Source organism: Streptococcus ferus DSM 20646, assembly GCF_000372425.1.
Classification (GTDB): Bacteria; Bacillota; Bacilli; order Lactobacillales; family Streptococcaceae; genus Streptococcus; species Streptococcus ferus.
The window spans coordinates 75,432-92,972 of sequence record NZ_AQVD01000006.1 but is presented as its reverse complement, the minus strand read 5'-3'; the positions used below and the strand labels follow the sequence as shown (position 1 = coordinate 92,972).

16 protein-coding genes and 1 pseudogene are annotated in these 17,541 nt (G+C 43.7%); 13 read left to right on the top strand and 4 right to left on the bottom strand.

What is annotated here, in order from left to right:
- Positions 1–42: 42 nt before the first annotated feature.
- Entirely contained in the window at positions 43–759 is a 717-nt protein-coding gene (rsmG, locus tag A3GY_RS0108510; RefSeq protein ID WP_018030983.1) for a 16S rRNA (guanine(527)-N(7))-methyltransferase RsmG, read from the bottom strand.
- A gap of 89 nt (positions 760–848) precedes the next feature.
- Here rsmG and A3GY_RS0108505 point away from each other — a divergent pair, with 89 nt between their 5' ends.
- Together A3GY_RS0108505 and htpX are read left to right on the top strand one after the other, a co-directional pair.
- Positions 849–1,415 carry a LemA family protein gene (locus tag A3GY_RS0108505; protein ID WP_018030982.1) on the top strand — a complete coding sequence of 189 codons (567 nt, stop codon included), beginning with the start codon at positions 849–851 and terminating at the stop codon, positions 1,413–1,415.
- Position 1,416: 1 nt separating this feature from the next.
- Complete coding sequence (gene htpX / locus A3GY_RS0108500) at positions 1,417–2,316, top strand: zinc metalloprotease HtpX (RefSeq protein ID WP_018030981.1); 900 nt, start codon at positions 1,417–1,419, stop codon at positions 2,314–2,316.
- A gap of 135 nt (positions 2,317–2,451) precedes the next feature.
- Here the strand turns inward: htpX and A3GY_RS0108495 are convergent, their stop codons facing one another.
- Positions 2,452–5,061 (bottom strand): FtsX-like permease family protein, encoded by a 2,610-nt coding sequence (locus A3GY_RS0108495; protein ID WP_018030980.1) that lies wholly within the window; start codon positions 5,059–5,061, stop codon positions 2,452–2,454.
- 5 nt (positions 5,062–5,066) lie between these two features.
- On the bottom strand, positions 5,067–5,774 hold the full coding sequence (locus A3GY_RS0108490; RefSeq protein WP_018030979.1) for an ABC transporter ATP-binding protein: 708 nt from the start codon (positions 5,772–5,774) through the stop codon (positions 5,067–5,069).
- 98 nt (positions 5,775–5,872) lie between these two features.
- Here A3GY_RS0108490 and A3GY_RS09810 point away from each other — a divergent pair.
- The 10 genes and pseudogenes from A3GY_RS09810 to A3GY_RS0108440 form a co-directional block, all read left to right on the top strand.
- Positions 5,873–6,424: pseudogene (locus A3GY_RS09810) on the top strand (TetR/AcrR family transcriptional regulator); the annotation flags it as partial.
- Positions 6,425–6,442: 18 nt separating this feature from the next.
- Entirely contained in the window at positions 6,443–6,985 is a 543-nt protein-coding gene (locus A3GY_RS0108480) for a YceD family protein (protein ID WP_026161998.1), read from the top strand.
- 325 nt (positions 6,986–7,310) lie between these two features.
- Positions 7,311–8,000 (top strand): response regulator transcription factor, encoded by a 690-nt coding sequence (locus A3GY_RS0108475; RefSeq protein ID WP_018030977.1) that lies wholly within the window; start codon positions 7,311–7,313, stop codon positions 7,998–8,000.
- Between the two features lie 96 nt (positions 8,001–8,096).
- Positions 8,097–8,591: a transcriptional regulator NrdR gene (nrdR, locus tag A3GY_RS0108470; RefSeq protein ID WP_018030976.1), complete on the top strand. Its 495-nt coding sequence runs from the start codon at positions 8,097–8,099 to the stop codon at positions 8,589–8,591.
- Positions 8,578–9,741 carry a DnaD domain protein gene (locus A3GY_RS0108465; RefSeq protein ID WP_018030975.1) on the top strand — a complete coding sequence of 388 codons (1,164 nt, stop codon included), beginning with the start codon at positions 8,578–8,580 and terminating at the stop codon, positions 9,739–9,741. The genes nrdR and A3GY_RS0108465 overlap by 14 nt, the downstream gene beginning before the upstream one ends.
- Positions 9,742–10,647, top strand: coding sequence for a primosomal protein DnaI (gene dnaI, locus A3GY_RS0108460; protein WP_018030974.1), 906 nt, complete (start codon positions 9,742–9,744; stop codon positions 10,645–10,647).
- A 10-nt stretch (positions 10,648–10,657) separates the two neighbouring features.
- The gene (gene der, locus A3GY_RS0108455; RefSeq protein ID WP_018030973.1) at positions 10,658–11,968 is read left to right on the top strand and encodes a ribosome biogenesis GTPase Der; all 1,311 of its coding nucleotides are present in this window, start codon (positions 10,658–10,660) and stop codon (positions 11,966–11,968) included.
- Between the two features lie 137 nt (positions 11,969–12,105).
- The gene (locus A3GY_RS0108450; RefSeq protein ID WP_018030972.1) at positions 12,106–12,732 is read left to right on the top strand and encodes a hypothetical protein; all 627 of its coding nucleotides are present in this window, start codon (positions 12,106–12,108) and stop codon (positions 12,730–12,732) included.
- A gap of 109 nt (positions 12,733–12,841) precedes the next feature.
- Entirely contained in the window at positions 12,842–14,344 is a 1,503-nt protein-coding gene (glpK, locus tag A3GY_RS0108445) for a glycerol kinase GlpK (RefSeq protein ID WP_018030971.1), read from the top strand.
- Between the two features lie 128 nt (positions 14,345–14,472).
- Positions 14,473–14,715, top strand: coding sequence for a hypothetical protein (locus A3GY_RS0108440; RefSeq protein ID WP_018030970.1), 243 nt, complete (start codon positions 14,473–14,475; stop codon positions 14,713–14,715).
- 122 nt (positions 14,716–14,837) lie between these two features.
- Here A3GY_RS0108440 and serS read toward each other — a convergent pair whose 3' ends face one another.
- Positions 14,838–16,112, bottom strand: a complete 1,275-nt coding sequence (gene serS / locus A3GY_RS0108435; protein ID WP_018030969.1) for a serine--tRNA ligase — start codon at positions 16,110–16,112, stop codon at positions 14,838–14,840.
- A 329-nt stretch (positions 16,113–16,441) separates the two neighbouring features.
- Here serS and A3GY_RS0108430 point away from each other — a divergent pair, with 329 nt between their 5' ends.
- Entirely contained in the window at positions 16,442–17,533 is a 1,092-nt protein-coding gene (locus A3GY_RS0108430) for an acyltransferase (protein WP_018030968.1), read from the top strand.
- Positions 17,534–17,541 lie beyond the last annotated feature (8 nt).

Below are 17,541 nucleotides of genomic sequence, written 5' to 3'. Positions count from 1 at the left end.
GCAAAAACCAGTAAAAAGACCAACTCCCAAGGGTTGGTTCTGTTATGACAAGGGTTTCTTATTAGGCAATCCGGCCTTGCGAGGGTACTTGTTGGGGGTTTCTTTTTTCTTGCTGACGAGTGTGAGATTGCGGGAGTCTCCATTGGGAAGCTGGTAATCCAGACTTGTTTCGACTTTTGCAAAGAGGGTTTGCAACGCTGGCTGAGCTTCTTGGAGTTCGTCTTCGGCAGCGCTGGCTTTAAGCGCAATGAGCTGACCGCCTACTTTTAAAAATGGAATGGTTAGCTCGGCCAAGACCTGCATACGGGCAACAGCTCTGGCGGTTACCAGATCAAATTGTCCTCTGAAAGCCTTATTCTGGCCGTAATCTTCAGCGCGTCCATGATAAAAGGCAACACCGTCAAGTTCAAGCTCCTCAGCCAGGTGTTTCAAGAAGGTGATTCGTTTATTGAGAGAGTCAATAATGGTGACCTTCAATTGAGGAAAAAGAATCTTCATAGGCAGACTGGGAAAGCCGGCACCGGCTCCAATATCGAGCAATTTGAGATTTTGATCTTGGAGATGTCCCTGAAGAATAGGGGCAACCGAGTCGTAAAAATGTTTGAGGTAAACCTCATTCTTATCCGTAATTGCGGTTAGATTGATCTTTTGATTCCATTGGACCAAAAGGTGAAAATAGGTCTCAAAGGCCTGTTTTTGTTTTTCAGTTAGTACAATGCCTTGTGCAGCTAAGGCCTGATAAAATTCTTGGGGGGTCATGGGCTCTCCTTCTCTAATCATCATTTATTCTAACATAAAAGCTTAATTTCTGATATAATAGAAACAAGAATTTGAAGGAGAGAATCTTTATGGTATGGATTTTGTTAATTATAGTGATTGCTTTGATTGGCTGGGTTATTTTGGCCTACAATGGCTTGGTGAGAAGCCGCATGCAGACTCAGGAGTCTTGGAGTCAGATTGATGTTCAGCTCAAACGCCGAAATGACCTGATTCCTAATCTAATCGAAACGGTCAAGGGATATGGAAAATATGAGCAAGAAACCTTGGAAAAAGTAACCAGCCTCCGCCAGCAGGTGGCTAATGCTTCCACCCCTCAGGAAGCGATGGTTGCTTCGGATGCGCTTAGCAGACAGGTTGCAGGTATCTTTGCTGTTGCAGAGAGTTACCCAGATCTGAAAGCCAATGCTAATTATCTGAAACTACAAGAAGAATTGACCAATACTGAAAATAAAATTTCCTATTCCCGTCAGTTATTTAACTCAACAACAGCTAATTACAATGTGAAATTGGAAACTTTCCCGAGCAGCATTGTTGGAAAATTGTTTAACTTCCAGCCGAGCAAATTTTTGGAAACACCTGCCGAAGAAAAGGCTGTTCCCAAAGTGGACTTTGGAGCAAATGGCTTAGGAGACTGATATGCTGTTTGAACAAATTGCAAGTAATAAGCGCAGGACTGTCCTGCTCTTATTACTTTTCTTTCTGCTTTTAGGAGCTATCGGGGCAGCTGTTGGCTATCTTTGGCTGAATAATTGGATTGGAGGGCTGCTGATTGCCCTTATTATTGGCAGCATCTACGCCATCAGTATGATTTTTCAGTCAACCAATGTCATTATGTCCATGAACAATGCGCGTGAAGTAACAGCAGAGGAAATGCCTGATTATTACCATATTGTCGAGGATATGGCAATGGTGGCCCAGATTCCTATGCCGCGTGTTTTTGTGATTGAGGATCCATCTCTGAATGCTTTTGCAACAGGATCCAACCCCGGCAATGCCGCTGTTGCGGCAACAACAGGCCTTTTAGCGGTTATGAACCGGGAAGAATTAGAAGGGGTTGTGGGTCACGAAATCAGCCATATCAGAAATTATGACATTCGGATTTCGACGATTGCGGTTGCCCTAGCTAGTGCGATCACCCTTATTTCTAGTATTGGAGGGCGCATGCTCTGGTTTGGCGGCGGCAGCAGACGCCGTTCGGACGATGATGAAGGCGGAGATTATCTGCAAATTATCCTCCTGATTTTGTCACTGCTGGCGATTATCCTTGCTCCTTTGGCAGCCAGTCTAGTTCAGCTGGCCATTTCACGCCAGAGGGAATATCTGGCAGATGCCAGTTCTGTTGAATTAACCCGTAATCCTCAGGGAATGATTTCGGCACTTTCTAAATTAGAACAGTCAGAGCCCATGCGGCAACCGGTTGATGATGCCAGTGCAGCGCTCTTTATCAATGATCCTAAGAAAAAATCGGGATTTAAATCACTCTTTTTTACCCATCCGCCGATTGCCGATAGGATTGAGCGTTTGAGACAGATGTAAAAGGCGATATCAAAAAAGAGAGTGGGACAAAATCGATTAATCGTCATGAAATGGCGATTTCGATTATGGATCCCACCCCGCACAGTTTAATTAGAAGAGTTTGAGACTTGTGTCCCAAACTCTTTTGATTTAGGTTTAATCAACAGATTTTAGCGCTTCTAGCATATCAATACGCTTAATGTGCCGATTCATAATCGCCATCACGATGAAACTAAAGAGAATAACGGCAACTGTTGAAATGAGTATATTTGTCCAAGTAATCCCAGGAATTGAGAAGATATGTTCTGGCGGGATAACCGTCATGACATATTTATGAAGGAAGTAGCCTAATCCAATTCCTAGAAGAATGCCGATGGCTGTTAGCAGGAAAGTCTCTTTAAAGACATAGAGCAGGGTTTCTTTTTGATAAAAACCAAGCACCTTGATAGTGGCCAACTCCTTTTCACGCTCAGCCACATTGATGCTGGTGAGGGTATAAAGAACGATATAGACCAGTAAGATGGAGACAAACACAATGATGAGGATGATATTGGTCAGCCCGCCCAGAAAGTCACTGACTGTTTGACGGATAACCTTACTTTGGACAACTGTCAGACTGGCATCATTCTGATTAAGTTTCTTGGCCAAGGTTTCAGCATTTTCCTTTGTTTTTAGAAGGTAGGCATTGCTCTGGTAAGCAGTTCCAAAAACCTTTTGATAGTAAGTTGGCGTCATATAAATCATATGTCCGACATAATTGCTGGTGATAGAGCTGACCTTAATATGATAGGATTTGCCTTGACTGTCTTTAATGGTAAGGTAGTCTCCTTGCTCAAGGTTGAAGGCTTGTGTCAGCTTTTTGGAAAGAATAGCCCCGTCATTGGTCAGACGGTGATCTAGCTGAATGTCGTTTTTAAAATCCTTGCCCACAAAGAGTTGGATGGACTGACTGTCTAAGAGCTCATCGGATTTAGCGCTGACCGTCTCATAACGGATGCTTGTCTGGCTACTTGAGTGTGTCTTAACTAGATTTTGATAAGAAGACAGACTCTTAGAGTCGGGGTTATAGACAGCAATCATATCATAGGTTGAAATCGTTTCGTACTGTCTATGAGGCAATTCAATCAGACTGTCTCGGATACCGATACCCAGAATTAACAGAGAAATGGATCCCATAACCCCAAAGATGGTCATAAACATTCGAGATTTATAGCGAAATGCATTACGAAGGGTGACCTTATTGGAAAAGGATAAGTGCTTCCAAATCAAAGGAATACGTTCGAGTAAGATTGTATTGGTGACAGCAGGAGGCTTCGGCAGCATCAGGTCAGCAGGTTTCTCCTTCAGCTCTTTTTTGGCTGCCAAGTAGGCCGCCAGAAGAGTACTCATAAGAGCCAGTCCTAAAGAAATAAGCAGGAGAGGGATATTGTAAACAATCGTCATTTTGCCGAGTTGGTAGGAGCCATCCGCAAAGATGCTATAGATACGATTCGGGAGGAAGTAGATTCCCAGCAGACTCCCGCCAACAGTCCCTACCAGAGCTGATAAGGTACTGTAAAGGGTAAATTCTCCCATAACTTCCTTCTTGTAGAAGCCCAAAGCTCGGAGAGTTCCCATTTCAGTTCGTTTTTCAGCGACCATTCGTCTCATAGTGGTAAAGGAAACCATGAGGGAAATCGCAAAGAAAATAACAGGAAGAACCAGAGCTAACGCATCCATCCGTGTAGCTGAGCTGCCATAGTCGGAATAACCATGGGCGAAATCAGAGCGCTCTTGGGCGCTTACTTGGATGAGACTAACTTGCTTTTTCTTTTGAGCAAGGTCTGATTTGGCTTCAACTAATTCTGTTTTTGCCTGAGACAGCTGAGCAGCTTGCTTGCTTAAACGGCTCTCTTGGTCAGCCAACTGGGCTTGTAGCTCAGGGGAAGCTGCCGCAGCCTGTTTTGCTGCTTGGAGCTGTTCTTGAGCGGTTTTCACTGTTTCTTCCTGTTGAGCCAAGGTCTTTTCGCTGCTGACTAACTTTTCTTCGGCAGCAGTGATGTCTGTTAAGGATTTGTCCTGCTTAGCTTGTGTCAGCTGGCGCGTAATCTTCTGTACCTTTTCTAAATCGGCGTAGGCGGCATTAGAATACTCTTGAGTATAAGCAGATAAGTTCTGCGTGTTGGTAAAGGTTAAGCGGGCGAGGTTATCAGAGACCGTCATATTGGAACTTGGGACAATAGCGAAATAAGACAGTGTCCCATCTCCTACGTTGGTCTGCCCTAGAGATGTTCGCGACATAAATTCAGAAGAGCGGACAATACCGACAACGGTCAGCTTTTTGACCTTCAGGTCATCACTGGTAATGCTTATCGTATCCCCGATTTTCTGATTGAGCTGCTCTCCAATAGCTATTTCATTGTTTGTCTGAGGCAGCCGTCCCTGAACCAGTTTGGCTTTAGAAATGGTTTTTGGAGTGCTGATGACACGGATGCCCTTGCCTGATAAGACGGCATCAATTTGTTTGCCGTAAGTAATCTCTTTCAGATTGGCCACTTGTTCAAGTCGTTTCTTATCGCTATTACTGAAAGAAGTCGTCGTTTCTACTTGAATGTCAGCCAAATTCTCCTGTTTAAAACGATCAATGACGGTTTGCCGCATATCAGGGCCTGCAGAAAAGAGACCGACAAAAACAAAAATGGCTAACATAATTAAAAGAGTAACAGAGAGAAAGCGAGCCCAGGACCTCTGAAAGGTTCGTCTGATATTTTTCTTCATTGTTTTCATAAGACTTACCACTCCAAATCTTTGACAGGAATAGGCTTATCGTTGCGATAGTCTTCTTTGATTTGACCATCTGAAACCTCAATCACATGGTCGGCCATAGGCTTGATCAGCGAGTTATGCGTCACAATAATCACGTTCTTGCCGCTTGTTCGCACGTAATCTTGGAAGAGCTGAAGGATTTGTTTGCCAGTCTTATAGTCTAGGGCACCTGTCGGTTCATCTGCTAAGAGCAGTTTGGGATTTTTGGCCATGGCTCGGGCAATCGAAACCCGCTGCTGTTCTCCGCCGGACATTTGAGCCGGAAAGTTATGGAGACGTCGCCTAAGCCCGACGTTTTTCAGCATTTCTTCTGGGCTTAGTGAATCGTGGACAACCTCACTTGCCAATTCAACGTTCTCAAGAGCTGTTAAATTGGGAACTAAGTTGTAGAACTGAAAAACAAAGCCGACATCCAGGCGGCGGTAGGTCGTCAGTTCTCGGCTGCTTAAGGTCGTCAGGTTTTTATCGCCGACGAGAACTTGTCCGCGGGTCGCTTGGTCCATTCCGCCAAGAATATTGAGGAGGGTCGATTTACCCGCGCCAGAATTACCAACCATAATGGTCAGCTCGCCTTTTTGGATATCAAAGTTAATGTTATTATTGGCACGAACTTCATCTTCTCGTCCTTCATTGTAGATTTTATAGACGTCTTTTAAGGAAATCAGATTTGACATTTAAAACTCCTTTTGTTAAGTTATGGATAGATTATACTATACAGACTGTTCATTTCAATGAACAAAAATAGACATTGTGTTCATTTGAGGGGGGGCTTATGACAGGCTATCAAACAAAAAGGAAGAATACCAAAACCTATTTACGGGAAGCTTTTTTTTCGCTTTTAGAAGAAAGGCCTATCAATCAAGTGACCGTCTCGGCCTTGACGAAGAAGGCAGGTATTTCTAGGGGGACCTTCTACCTTCATTATCTGGATATCAATGATTTTATTCAATCTATTAAGTCGGAGATTTATTCGGTCATTGAAGAGCACCTTCAAGACGACCTCTTCCATGATGCAGAGCTGTCCAAGCTCACTTTTTTGATTGACTATGTGGAAGACACCTTTGCAGTTTTTAAAGCCCTGATTGGAAAAAATGGGGATAAGGCATTTGAAGCCTATTTAATCAGAGCCATCAAACGCTTTATTTTAGGTCATGCGAAGGTGAGCTATCAGGATAAGACAATCCCTGAAACTTATGTCATTGATATCCTAACCATGAGTGTCATTGCCATTATTTATACTTGGCTTGATGAGGAAAATCCAAGGACAAGTCGGGAAATTATTGATATAATTGTTAAAACGAGGACCTTGTCGCCTGCGGATTTATATAGAAGGGAAAGTGTAATGTATACTTTAAATGAGATTAGAAAAGCATCGGATGGTATTTTGTTTGATGACACCTTTGATCTTGAGGCTGCCTTGAGGGAGCGCAATCCTGAGATTTTAGGCCTTGAAGGGCTAGAGGCCAAGGGAAAAGTAGTCTATGATGACGGTTTTTATGTGCTAGACTATTACTTGACCTATACCATTACCCTACCTTCAAGTCGTTCTTTAGAGCCAGTTCAGCGTTCGGAGCAGCTAATGGTTGAGGAAGTCTTTATTGAAAGCCAAGATGTGTCAGCTAAGAAAGACCTAGTGGAGGAGGAACTGGTCATTATTTTAGAGGATCCAGTGATTGATTTAAAAGAGAGTATCCTTGACAATATCCTATTAAATATTCCTTTGAAAGTTCTAACGCCTGATGAAGAAGCCAATGAAGAGCTGCCGTCGGGGAAAGACTGGCAAATTATCAGTCAGGCCCAGTATGAAGAACTGAAAGAGAAGAACAAGGAAGCAGAGAATCCTTTTGCAGCCTTGTCTAATTTATTTGACGATGAAAACCAATAGTAACATAGCATGTTGCTATTGGTTTTTTTGTTAAAGCATCTTCCAATGTAAAATAATTTCTGACTTCAAATTTATTTGTTAACCTTTTTTAATAATCAATAAAAATGCTTCGACAACGTATAATTATTTCTCACGCCTTTCACTAATAAGAAATTCTGATGAGAGGTCAAAAGTCCTTGGAAATCTTGGTTTTAAGGGCTTCTTCTTATTCGTTATATAACTGTAATAAACTTGTTATCTCTGTTTCACCTACAAATTATAGATTTTTTATAGAATAGTGTAAACATTAGAAAATATTTATTGTATGGCTATATAGGGGTTTTTTATGACAAAGAAGATTTTGATTATTGAGGATGAAAAGAATCTGGCTCGGTTTGTATCGCTGGAGTTACAACATGAAGGATATGAGGTCGATGTGGAGCATAATGGGCGCACAGGTCTCGAAAAAGCATTAGAAAAAGACTATGATTTGATTTTACTGGATTTAATGTTGCCCGAAATGGACGGCTATGAGGTGACCCGCCGTCTTTTCCTGGAAAAGACAACATACTTAATCATGATGACTGCCCGTGATTCAGTCATGGATATTGTAGCTGGTCTTGACCGTGGCGCAGATGGTTATATCGTTAAACCCTTTGCTATTGAAGAGCTTTTAGCCAGAGTTCGTGCGACTTTCCGCCGTCAAGATATGGAAAAAGCCAAACGTCTGCCACGCGGGGAAAATACTTACCGTGACCTGCAATTAGACCCGCAGAATCGAGCGGCTATTCGTGACGGGGAGACCATTCCTTTAACCAAACGTGAGTTTGATCTACTCAACGCTTTGCTGTCCAACATTAACCAAGTCATGACCCGAGAAGATTTGCTGGAGCATGTCTGGAAATATGAGCAAGAAACTGAAACTAATGTGGTTGATGTCTACATCCGCTATCTCCGCGGCAAGATTGATGTTCCTGGAAAGGAAAGCTACATTCAAACGGTTCGCGGTATGGGTTATGTGATTCGTGAAAAATAACGTTATCTTATGAGGGCACGCAATCTGCGTGCTTTTGTTATGAACTAAAGTATGATAAAATAAAGTATTAAGAAAAGCTAGAAATGAGGTGTTTTCATGCGTTGTCCTAAGTGTAACTATTTAAAATCCAGCGTGATTGACAGTCGTCAGGCCGAAGAAGGAACGACTATCAGACGCCGACGTGAGTGTGAACAATGTCAGACACGCTTTACCACCTTTGAGAGAATTGAGGAGCTGCCCCTGCTTGTGGTCAAAAAAGATGGCACCCGAGAACAGTTTTCAAGGGATAAGATTTTTAACGGTATTATTCGCAGTGCCCAAAAACGCCCAGTTTCAAGTTCTGCTATTGAAAAAGTTGTCGGGGATATTGAACGTCGCATCAGAAGTGACTACGACAGCGAGGTATCCAGTGAGGTGATTGGCAATCTAGTGATGGATGAGCTGGCTGAACTTGATGAGATTACCTATGTGCGCTTTGCCAGTGTCTATCGCAGTTTTAAAGATGTAGACGAGATTGAGGCCCTTTTGCAGCAGATTACACAGCGGGTGAGAAGTAAGAAAAAAGGTAAGTTGGACCATGAAGCCGATTGATGAATTTTTTTATTGCCGGCAAAACTATTTAACGCCGGACACCTCAAGTCTGATGCGCTTTTATTATCCTCTGATGGGAGATGGGGATCTGGGGCTTTATCTCTATTTCGCATCATTCTTTGATAACGGCAGCCAGCGCCACAAGTTCAGTGAGATTCTGAATCATATGCAGTTTGGGATGCAGGCCTTTGAAGCGTCATTAGCCAGGCTGACTGCTCTAGATCTTGTGGCTTTTTATCGCCAGCAAGGCGTCTACCTTATCCAGCTGAAACCGCCCCTGCCGGCAAAGGATTTTCTAGCTAATCCTGTTTATAGCCGGCAGTTAGAGCAAAAGATCGGTCAGGTTGCGTTGGGTTACTTGGCTCTGGAAGATTTATCTCAGGCAGAGGATCTTTCCAAGGATTTTTCAGAGGTCTTTGGAGGGGGTCGGCAGCTGAATCCTAAACAGGCTCCCAGCAGTAAGACCCAATTTGATTTAGACAGCTTTAAAAACCGCATGACGAGTGACGGTCTGCGTTTTTCTGATCCGACCAAGGATGTTTTGGGACTTAATCAGCTTTCTGAACAGTATCACCTGTCTTGGTATGACACTTATCTATTGGCAAAGGAAACCGCCCATCGGGGCGTCATTTCCTTGTCTAGAATGCGGGCGAAAAAAGAACAGCCGCAAGCAGCTTCTGGTTCACAGTCATTCTCGCCAGAAGAACTAGCAATCATTCAGGAGGCCAAGGGCAGTAAAGCCGAGCATTATTTGGCGAATATTAAGAAACTGCGCCATGCTACGATTACAGCAGATGAACGTCAATTATTGGATGATTTAGCTGAGATGTCTTTTTTAGATGAGGTCATCAATATGATGGTTCTATATACTGTCAACAAGAGCAAATCGGCTAATCTGAACAAAACTTACCTGATGAAAGTGGCTAATGATTTTGCTTATCAGGGTGTTTCAAGTGCAGAAGCGGCTCTTGAAAAAATGCGTTCTTTCAAAGAACCGCAGAAGAAAGCTTCAAAAAGCCGTCAACCTAAGAGCAACGTACCTGAATGGAGTAATCAAGAGTATAAAAACGAGACCAGTGCAGAAGAACAGGCTCGCTTAGAGGCGATTAAGCGCCAGACATTAGAACGCTTAAGAAAGGGGGAAGAATAGATGGATAGAATAGGACAAACCTTGGCCCAAAAAGCGGCAGGCCGCCCTTCTTTGAATCCAGATGAGCTGATGAAGGTTATCCTGGCTGACCAGGAAGTCGCAGACTTTATCACCAGTCATCAGCTGACCCAGAATCAAATTAAAATCAGCCTTCCTAAATTTAACCAGTACATTAATGAACGTTCCCGCTTTCAAAATCATGACCAAGCCTACATCGCAAAAGGCTACGAGCCCATCTTGGTGATGAATGAAGGCTTCGCGGATGTCTCTTATTTAGAAACCAAGGAGTTGATTGAAAGTCAAAAGAAACAGGCGATATCTGACCGGATCAATCTTGTCAGCCTGCCACGGTCTTATAAGCATATTTCTTTTGATGATATTAACCTAGATGATGTCAAGCGCCTGGATGTCTTTCAGGCTATCGTGGACTTTGTCGGCAATTACCCCACTCCCGAGCAAAAGGGGCTTTATCTTTATGGGGATATGGGTGTCGGTAAGTCCTACATGATGGCGGCGATGGCTCACGAACTCTCTGAGAAAAAGGGAGTGTCAACCACCTTGCTGCATTTCCCGAGTTTTACTATTGACGTCAAAAATGCCATCAATACCGGAACGGTTAAGGATGAGATTGATGCTGTCAAGAAGGCAGAAGTCCTCATCTTGGATGATATCGGTGCCGAACAGAGTACTTCTTGGATTCGCGATGAGGTGCTGCAGGTTATCCTTCAGTATCGAATGTTAGAGGAGCTGCCGACTTTCTTTACCTCTAATTACAGTTTCAAGGATTTAGAAGCCAAGTTAGCCAATATCAAGGGCAGTGATGAGAGCTGGCAGGCCAAACGGGTTATGGAACGGATTCGTTTCTTGGCCCAAGAAATTCACCTCCAAGGTGAAAATAGAAGATAAAGGAGATCCAATGGCTTTACCAACAGTTGCTATTGTCGGCCGTCCGAATGTCGGCAAATCAACACTTTTTAATCGTATTGCTGGTGAGCGCATTTCCATTGTAGAAGATGTTGAAGGGGTCACTCGCGACCGTATCTACACCAATGCTGAATGGCTGAACCGGTCATTTTCGATTATTGATACAGGTGGTATCGACGATGTCGATGCCCCTTTTATGGAACAAATCAAACATCAGGCAGACATTGCCATGACCGAGGCAGATGTCATTGTTTTTGTGGTGTCTGCGAAAGAGGGGGTTACGGATGCGGATGAATATGTCGCTAAAATTCTCTATCGGACGCATAAGCCTGTTATTTTAGCGGTTAATAAGGTTGATAACCCTGAGATGCGCAATGAGATTTACGATTTCTATGCGCTTGGCTTGGGAGATCCTTATCCTGTTTCTTCCGTACATGGTATGGGAACTGGAGATGTCCTCGATGCGATTGTGGAAAATCTGCCAACCGAATCAGAAGAAGAAAATCCTGATATCATCAGGTTCTCTCTGATTGGACGTCCAAATGTCGGCAAATCCAGCCTGATCAATGCGATTTTGGGAGAAGATCGGGTGATTGCAAGTCCCTTGGCAGGAACGACACGCGATGCGATTGATACACATTTTACCGATGATGAGGGGCAGGAGTTTACCATGATTGATACAGCAGGTCTGCGTAAGTCTGGTAAAATCTATGAAAATACGGAAAAATACTCGGTCATGCGCTCTATGCGGGCAATTGACCGTTCAGACATTGTCTTGATGGTGTTAAATGCCGAAGAAGGTATCCGGGAATACGATAAACGTATTGCTGGCTTTGCCCATGAGGCAGGTAAAGGTATGATCATTGTGGTGAATAAGTGGGATATGCTTGAAAAAGACAACCACACGGTAGCCAAATGGGAAGCCGATATCCGCGACCATTTCCAATATATTCCCTATGCTCCCATTATTTTTGTATCAGCAGTTACTAAACAGCGGCTCAATAAACTGCCTCAACTGATTAAACAAATCAGCCAGAGTCAGAACACCCGTATCCCGTCAGCGGTTCTTAATGATGTGATTATGGATGCTGTCGCTATCAATCCCACACCAACGGACAAGGGCAAACGTCTCAAGATTTTTTATGCGACTCAGGTCGCTGTCAAACCGCCAACTTTCATTGTTTTTGTCAATGAAGAAGAGCTGATGCACTTCTCTTACCTGCGTTTCTTGGAAAATCAGATCCGTGAGGCCTTCGTTTTTGAAGGAACGCCTATTAAGCTAATTGCCAGAAAGAGAAAGTAGTTCAAAACAGCTGGATCAACAAGAGCGGCGCTTAGCTTCGCCTGTCTGTGCAGTATGTTTAAATCTGATCAAAAATGAAAGGCCCGATCAGGGCTTTTTCTGCTAATCGTAACTATGGAGATAGAAAAGAGGTCACTATGTATCAATCCCTGAGATCTTATCTGCCCCAAGAAGGCAGGAGTTATTTGAAACCTGAAAAAGCCGGTCCTTTGGAAGAGGAAATGCGCCATTTGAAAAAGCTAGGTCAGGCTGCGCGTATAGAATTTACAGCGATTGTCGAGATGTTGGCTCCTAAGATTGCTCCGCTTGAAAAGACCCGAATCAGTCATTGGGCCAGTCAAGCACAGGTCTTAAGGCCTCATTTTTGGTGTTATTTTAAAAGTCCAGAAGATGCTGCAGATGATGTTGCCATGGCTGTCAGAATGTATGGGACGGCAGAGCAGTTTGGTATTTCTGTTGAAGTTAGCTTTATAGAGCGTAAAAAATCAGATCAGACCCTGCGTAAGCAAGCTAGGGTGCTGGATCTCCCGATAGCCAATCCGCTTTATTATCGCGTTCAGGAAAAGGATGAGATGTATTGTCTGGAAGGAACGGAAGCTAATCGCCAGCTTTTACGACAAAAACTGGCCGCTCAGGAAATCAGAAAGGTCTTGGTAAAATGGGATTTGCCAGTAACGGATAACCTTTCTTGGGAAGAGCTGACCGATCAGCTAGCGACTGGATTTGAGCGTCTGAAACCTTATTATGTTCAAGCGAAAGGTTAGGACGATGATAAGGGGGCAGAGGCTTAAAATATTTTGAAAGGGGACTCTTGCTTGTGAAATTATCAATGTCGGGTTATAATAATTGTAAACGCTATCAAAGGAGAAAGTCATGTCTGAAAAGTATATTTTAGCGATTGATGAGGGAACGACTTCAACGCGGGCAATTCTCTTTAATCAGAAGGCTGAGAAAGTTTATGAGGCTCAAAAAGAATTTCCTCAGTATTTTCCAGAGCCTGGATGGGTGGAACATGATGCCAATGAGATTTGGAATGCCGTCCAGTCAACGCTGGCAACCCTTTTTATTGAATCAGGTGTTAAACCGCATCAGGTTGCAGGGATTGGGATTACCAATCAGCGGGAAACGACAGTTATTTGGGATAAAAAGACAGGACTTCCCATCTATCACGCCATTGTCTGGCAGTCACGTCAGTCAAGCCCGATTGCTGATCAATTGGTGACGGAAGGTCACAAAGACATTCTTCATCAGAAGACAGGCCTCATCGTAGATGCTTATTTTTCGGCAACTAAAATTCGCTGGCTCTTAGATCAGGTGCCGGATGCCCAAGAACGAGCTGAAAAGGGAGAACTCCTCTTTGGTACCATTGATACCTGGCTCTTATGGAAGCTGACTGGGGGTAAGGTTCACGCGACAGACTATTCAAATGCCAGCCGAACGATGCTCTTTAACATTCATGATCTCAGCTGGGACCAAGACATCTTAGATCTTTTGAATATTCCTTCTACCCTTCTGCCCGAGGTTCGCTCTAATTCCGAAATCTATGGCGAAACGGTACCCTTCCACTTCTTTGGCAGTCGTGTCCCAATTTCAGGCATGGCAGGAGACCAGCAGGCGGCCCTTTTTGGTCAGCTGGCCTTTGAGGAAGGAGCTGTCAAAAACACCTATGGGACGGGCGCTTTTATTGTCATGAACATTGGTGATAAACCGATTCGGTCTGACCATAACCTGCTGACCACTATTGGCTATGTCATTGATGGCAAGGTAACCTATGCCTTGGAGGGTTCCGTTTTTGTGGCAGGGTCGGCACTTCAGTGGTTGCGCGATAAAGTGCATTTGCTGTCTTCGGCACCTGAATCTGAAGCAGCAGCAATACGGTCACAAAGTGATAATGAAGTTTATTTGGTTCCGGCCTTTACAGGCCTCGGGGCGCCTTACTGGGACAGTCGGGCTAGAGGCGCAGTCTTTGGATTAACCAGAGGAACAACAGATGATGATATCATTAAAGCTACTCTACAGTCTCTTGCCTACCAGACACGTGATGTCATTGAGACGATGCAGAAAGATACAAAAATAAGAATTCCTCTCTTGAAAGTAGATGGCGGAGCCGCGATGAACCAATACCTAATGCAGTTTCAGGCAGATTTATTGGCGATCCCGCTTGAAAGAGCAGCCAATCTTGAGTCAACCGCTCTGGGAGCGGCTTTCTTAGCAGGTCTTGCAGTAGGATATTGGCAGAGTAAGGATCAGCTTGCCCAGCTCTTCTCAGATGGTCAGCACTTTGATGTGCTGATGGACGACAAAGAGCGGGAAAAACTATATCAGGGCTGGCGAAATGCTGTTGCAGCAACCCAGTATTTTGCACGATTGGATTGAAGTGAGAAAGTCTTTGGCAAGGTAGTACTTAAGGTCTTATAAGCACCAGTTGATCTATGATTGGCAATGTTGAAATTGGATTTTAGAGGGTTATCAGCTACACTTCATGGCTTGAAAAGGAGAACAAAATGAAATCGTTTTTTAAAAAATCAGAAACTGCTTATGCCCCTTTCTTTCGAGTTTGTTTTTACCTATCGCTGGGTTTAATGGTTGTTGGTCTTTTACTGGGCCTCTACACTAGCCTCGTCTATAAAGTTCCTTTTTGGAATAAGACAAGCTGGGGATTGATTGGTCAATTTTTAGTTGTCCTGTTTTTTGTCTCTGTGGATCGACTAGAGGATAGGTACAGAAAAGGCAAGAATGACAAATAAAGGGATATGTTCAATTGAAATAGGGCTGTCTTGAATAAAGACGAGTTGACGATTAACTGAGGCTTCAAGGACTTAGATGAATTTATCAAAAAAGCTGGGACTTTTGTCCCAGCTTTTTGGTATTAAGGTTCGATACGTTCGAGTCCGCCCAGATAAGGCCGAAGCACCTGAGGAATAGTGACGGAGCCGTCTTCGTTTTGGTAATTTTCCAGAATTGCAGCAACCGTCCGACCAACAGCAAGACCTGAGCCGTTTAGTGTGTGGAGCAGTTTGACCTTATCATCAGCTTCATCACGGTAACGGATTTGTGCACGGCGGGCTTGGAAATCCTCCGTATTGGAACAGCTTGAGATTTCGCGATACGTTTCTTGAGCAGGAATCCAAACTTCCAAATCATAGGTCTTGGCGGCTGAAAAGCCCATATCGCCTGTACAAAGTGTTATCACACGATAAGGCAATTCCAGTTTTTGAAGAATATGTTCAGCATTGGCCGTCATTTTTTCCAATTCGTCATAAGAGTCTTCTGGTTTGGCAAACTTGATCATCTCAACCTTGTGGAATTGGTGGAGACGAATGAGACCGCGCGTGTCTCGTCCTGCAGAGCCAGCTTCGGAGCGAAAAGAAGGACTCATAGCCGTAAAGGAGATTGGCAAGTCTTTGCCCTCAAGGATTTCTCCGCGATAGTAGTTAGTCAGAGGAACTTCGGCTGTCGGGATGAGGACATAGTCGGTGTCAGCCAATTCAAAGGTATCTTCCTTGAACTTAGGGTATTGACCAGTTCCAAACATAGACTCATGATTCACCATGTAAGGAGGAATCACTTCGGTATAGCCTTCCTTTGCGTGTTCATTCAACATAAAGTTATAGAGGGCGCGTTCGAGACGGGCACCGACTCCCTTGTAGAAGAGGAAGCGAGATCCGGTCACTTTGGCGCCTCGCTCCCAGTCCAAAATCCCCAAATCTTCCCCTAAGTCCCAATGCGCTTTGGGCTGGAAAGTAAAATCGCGTGGCTCTCCCCAGCGGCGAATTTCAACATTATCATCCTCATCGGCACCGATAGGCACACTGTCGTGAGGGGTGTTGGGAAGACCGGTAACGATAGCTGTTAATTCCTGGTCAATTTCGGCTAATTCAGCATCCAAATCCTTAATAGCCGCCGCCAGTTTTTGCATGGCAGCAATTTGTTGGGAAGCATCTTCTTTTTGACGCTTTGCCTGGGCGATGGCAGCAGAAGCAGTATTGCGTTCGGCTTTAGCAGCTTCTGTCTTGATCAAAAGCTCACGCCTTCTGTGATCAAGTTCCTGCAATTCTAAAAGTGTCTTTTGCGCAACTCCTCGGTTGGCTAGTTTTTGAGCAACGGTCTCAAAATCACTGCGGATACGTTTCATGTCTAACATCAGTAATACCTCCAAATAAAAAACAGAATATGATATGCTGGAGCGCTCCGGCGCGGTTCCATCCAGCTTCACATTCTGTGCCCTTAATTGTTTATGTGTTATTAGATTCACGGTAGAATTTCAACTGTTGTCCATATCTGCTTGCAGCAACCGCAGACTTTCTGAAAAAGAGCAACCGTCTACTTATCCGTTGGATTTATTATACAAAAAAATGATGGGTTTGTAAATGCTATTGCCATTTTACAATTTTAAAACAGACTTTAACAAATTCATCTCATTTTGGTGAAAACGTCTCTTTCTTAATATGAATATGATAAGATTAGTGGGATATGATAACAACTACTAATGATGCTAAAAAAGACACGAATCCCTATAATCCAGGTGTTGATTTTCTTAGAATTTTTGCCATGTTCATGATTGTTGTCACTCATGTTCTAGGAAAGGGAGGGATCCGATCCAGTGTTGCCGGCGATCCAGATCCCCATTTTCTGATTACATGGGCTATTCAGGTAGCTGCTTATGGTGCGGTTAACTGCTACGCCTTGATTAGCGGTTATGTCAGCGTGAATTCCAACTATCGTTATTCTAAGTGCCTCACTCTGTGGCTGCAAGTTTTCTTTTATACTTTTGGTTTCACAGTCTTTTTTTCCTTGCTGCAAAAGCCAGTGACCTACCATGACTGGGTGGAGGCTATCTTTCCTGTTATTACTGGGGAGTATTGGTATATCACCGCTTATTTTGGTGTTTTGGTCTTTATGCCTTTTCTAAATTTGGGGCTTTCTAAGCTAAAAACCAAAGATTTGAAGCAGCTTGTTATCTTTGCTATTATCTTTTTTTCTGTACTCCCCGCTCTCTTTAATACTAAAGTTGACGAGTTCTCCTTTGCGAAAGGCTTCAGTATGAATTGGCTCATCGTCCTTTATATCATAGGTGCTTATCTGAGGCGCTTGGATTTGAAACGCGTCTTTAAAAAAAGGACGCTCTTACTGCTGGCCCTGTCTTCAATGACCGTAACTTTTTTTGCGAAATTCCTAATTGGTGATATTTGGTATTGGTATACATCGCCCAGCCTTTTAGCTGCTGCCTTGTCTGTTTTTATTTTCTTTGCGACTCTGGATATTAAATCGGATAGCCGTCTGATGGCTGTCATCAAGTTTCTGGCACCGGCTACGTTAGGGGTCTACCTCTTTCACCTAAATCCTCTAATGGTTCGGTTTGTCATTCGAGACGGTTTTGTCTCGTTTGTTGACGCTCCAATTTGGCTATTTCCTTTCTTAATTTTGGGAACTGCCCTTCTGATTTATTTCCTTTCGACTGTGGTGGAACTTTTACGGATGCGACTGTTCAAGACGCTTAAAATCGGGCAGCTGGCTCAAAAGCTAGATAACATTCTCCCCTTTGGTATCTATACAAAATCATAAAAAGCAGG